Origin of the sequence: Cellulomonas sp. (genome assembly GCF_017744555.1) — a bacterium.
GTDB lineage: Bacteria > Actinomycetota > Actinomycetes > Actinomycetales > Cellulomonadaceae > Cellulomonas.
The window spans coordinates 1-2,890 of the sequence record NZ_JAGIBD010000077.1 but is presented as its reverse complement, the minus strand read 5'-3'; the positions used below and the strand labels follow the sequence as shown (position 1 = coordinate 2,890).

The window sequence follows — 2,890 nt, the reverse complement described above, 5'->3', positions numbered from 1 at the left end:
CGGTGGCTCCGTCTCCCCAGGAAGGCCCACGTGCTGAAGGTCATCGCCCAGGACCTCATCGAGGTCGCCGCGATCGACACGGTGATGCCGCTGTACCGCGAGCTCGTCGTGCTGACGCGCCAGGAGCCGCGGAACATCAGCTACGACCTGTACGTCGACAGGGACGACCCGGGGCACTTCGTGTTCGTCGAGACCTGGCCGGACCAGGAGGCGCTCGACGAGCACTGCGCGAGCGAGCACTTCCGCCGCCTCGTGCCGCAGATCGACGCCTTCCAGCGCGGCAAGGACACCTACATCCTCATGACGGACGCCTTCCCGGACCTGTCCGCTCCCGTGCGTGCCGACCGCACGGGGCCGCGCTGACGTCGTGTCCGCCGCCCCGCCCAGGAGACCTCACCCTGCTGCGACCCGCGTGCCTCGCTAGGGTGTTCGCCGCCGGGGCGACGTGCGAGGCGCGCCCGCGGGACGGGACGACGGACGGAGCACGGATGCGCAGGTCGGTGGCGGTGGCGGGTGCGGTGACCCTGGCGGCGCTGCTGGGTGCGTGCACCGGCGGTGCCCCGGAGCCGGGGCGGACCACCGCGCCCACCGGGGCGGCGTCGGGCGATGCCGTGGCGCAGGTCGAGCCCGTGCTCGTCGAGGCGCTGCTCGACGGTGAGCAGGTCGCCGTCGAGGTGGGGCCGCTCGCGCTGCACGACGACGTCGGCGTGCTGCGGATCGCCGCGCCCACGCCGTCCCCCGCCCTGCGTCTGGCCCTCTGGCACGTCTACGACTCGACGTCCTCGCCCAGCCCGAACGGCGTGCGCCTCGTGGACCCCGACGCGGGGACGGTCACCACCGTGCTGCGCACCACCGCGGACCGGCCGCTCGCGACCGGCAACAGCAGCGCGGGGGGTCCTGCCACGGACGCCGCCGCCGACGCGGCCGACGGTGACGAGGTCGTCCACGCCGCGTTCCCCGCGGTCGACGACGACACGGTCGACGTGCTGCTGCCGCGGATCGGCTGGGTGCGGGACGTGCCGGTCGTGGCGGCGGACGCCGCCGGCGCACTCACCGTGCCGCCCGCGGAGCTGGCCGACGAGCCCGCGGCCGGTGCGTCGACGGCATCGCTGGAGTCGTACACCGAGTCGCTCGCCGGGCAGGTGCGGACGCGTCAGGGCGCCGACGAGGTGGAGGTCGCGGTGTCGTCCGACGTGCTGTTCGCGTTCGACTCCGACCAGCTCGCGCCCGAGGCCGACGAGGCGCTGCGGACCGCCGCAGCGCAGGTCGCCGCGCACGGCGGCGGCGCCCTCACGGTCGTCGGCCACACCGACGACCAGGGGGACGAGGCGTACAACCTCGAGCTGTCGCAGCGTCGCGCGCAGACGGTCGCCACCCGGCTCGGGGAGCTCGTCGACCTGGCCGCGTACGACGTGACCGTCGAGGGGCGCGGCGAGAGCGAGCCGCTCGTCGCGGGCACCGGCGAGGGCGAGCGGGCCGTCAACCGGCGGGTCGCGCTCGTGCTGGTCCCGTCCTCCGAGCCGGCCGACGTCGCACCGGTCGTCACGGACGCCGAGGCGCTGCCCGACGCCGAAGGGCCGGTCGCCCCGGGGGCGACCGGCGTGTCCGTCACCGACGACGGCGCGACGTTCGACGTGCGGCTGCCCGAGGTCCGGCGGGTCGGTCGCTACCTCGTGGGGGCGCTCGAGGTCACGAACACCGGAGCCGCGCCCCTGTCGCTCGGCTCGCTCGCCGTGGGTGCGTGGGACGCGCGCGGCACGCTCGACCCGCAGCTGCAGTTCGCGCCCACCAACGTGACGCTCGTGTCCGGCGGGACGCGGCTCTACCCGGTCGACTACGTGCGGGACGCGGACAGCGGCGCACGCGACCCGCTGACGGACCGCATCGTCAACGACATCGAGCCGGGAGCGACGCGGACGGTCGTGATCGTGTGGCCCGACACGGGCGAGGACGTCGTGACGCTCGACGTCGCGCCGCGCCACCACCCGGGCTCCCCGGAGAACCGGATCGCCGGGCGAGCGCCGTTCCGCCTCACGGACGTCCCTGTCGTCGAGGACTGAGCGCCCGCTCAGGCGCCGCGCACGATCCGCGGCCGGCCGGGGTCGGCGTTGTCCAGGACGACGTCGGCGCGGCCGGCCGGATCACGTTCGGCGAGGTAGAGGGCCTGCCCCTGGCGGTACCGCGCGTTCGCCGGGTCGTCGGGGTCGGGCGGGCAGCCGTCCCGCACGGCCATGCGCGCGTACGTCACGTCGAACGGCACGTCGAGCCACACGGTGACGTCCCAGCGGTCGGCGAGCTCGGCGCGCTGCAGGAAGATCCCGTCGACCACGAGCACGGTCGTGTGCGGGACGGTACGCCACGGCAGCCCCGGGTCGGTGTCGGTACGCACGTCCCGCACCGCGGTCTTCACGCGCCGCGGGCCGCGGTCACCCGCACGCAGCGGGTCGAGCAGGACGGAGCAGAACGCCTCGAGGTCGTAGGAGTCGCGGTAGAAGCCCTCGGGGCTGCTCCGCCCGCGGCGATAGCGCTCCGCCGCGGGTCGGTGGAAGCCGTCCACCGAGGCGCGCAGCACCGCTGCGCCCCGGTCGGCGAGCGCGCCGCCCAGCGCGTCCGCGAACGTGGTCTTGCCCGCGCCGTCCACGCCGTCGACAGCGACGAGCACCGGCCGGCCCAGCGCGTCCGCGGCGGGGACGACGGCGGCGACCCGGTCGAGCATCGCGCGGCGGGAGTCGGGCACGGGACGACCGTAGCGAACCGGGCCCCGGTGACGTGACCCCGCCCACAGTCTCTTGATGTCGAGGGACCTCGGTCCCGGCGATACGATCACTGCGGCGACGCGGCCGCACCGGGCCGCCGCGGTGGTGACGAGAGGAACCGGACCAGGTGGACC

General features: G+C 75.5%; 3 protein-coding genes. 2 read left to right on the top strand and 1 reads right to left on the bottom strand.

What is annotated here, in order from left to right:
• Together J7523_RS20065 and J7523_RS20060 are read left to right on the top strand one after the other, a co-directional pair.
• Window positions 1-363, top strand: a 363-nt coding sequence (locus J7523_RS20065) for a putative quinol monooxygenase (RefSeq protein ID WP_291890517.1), incomplete at its 5' end; no start/stop codon positions are given.
• 125 nt (window positions 364-488) lie between these two features.
• Complete coding sequence (locus J7523_RS20060; protein WP_291890515.1) at window positions 489-2,060, top strand: OmpA family protein; 1,572 nt, start codon at window positions 489-491, stop codon at window positions 2,058-2,060.
• Window positions 2,061-2,068: 8 nt separating this feature from the next.
• On the opposite strand, the gene J7523_RS20055 is transcribed toward J7523_RS20060, so the two are convergent.
• Window positions 2,069-2,737 (bottom strand): uridine kinase, encoded by a 669-nt coding sequence (locus tag J7523_RS20055; RefSeq protein WP_291890513.1) that lies wholly within the window; start codon window positions 2,735-2,737, stop codon window positions 2,069-2,071.
• Window positions 2,738-2,890 lie beyond the last annotated feature (153 nt).

Coding starts and splice junctions, on each gene's coding strand:
- J7523_RS20060 (WP_291890515.1), top strand. CDS start 489: ATGCGCAGGTCGGTGGCGGTGGCGGGTGCGGTGACCCTGGCGGCGCTG.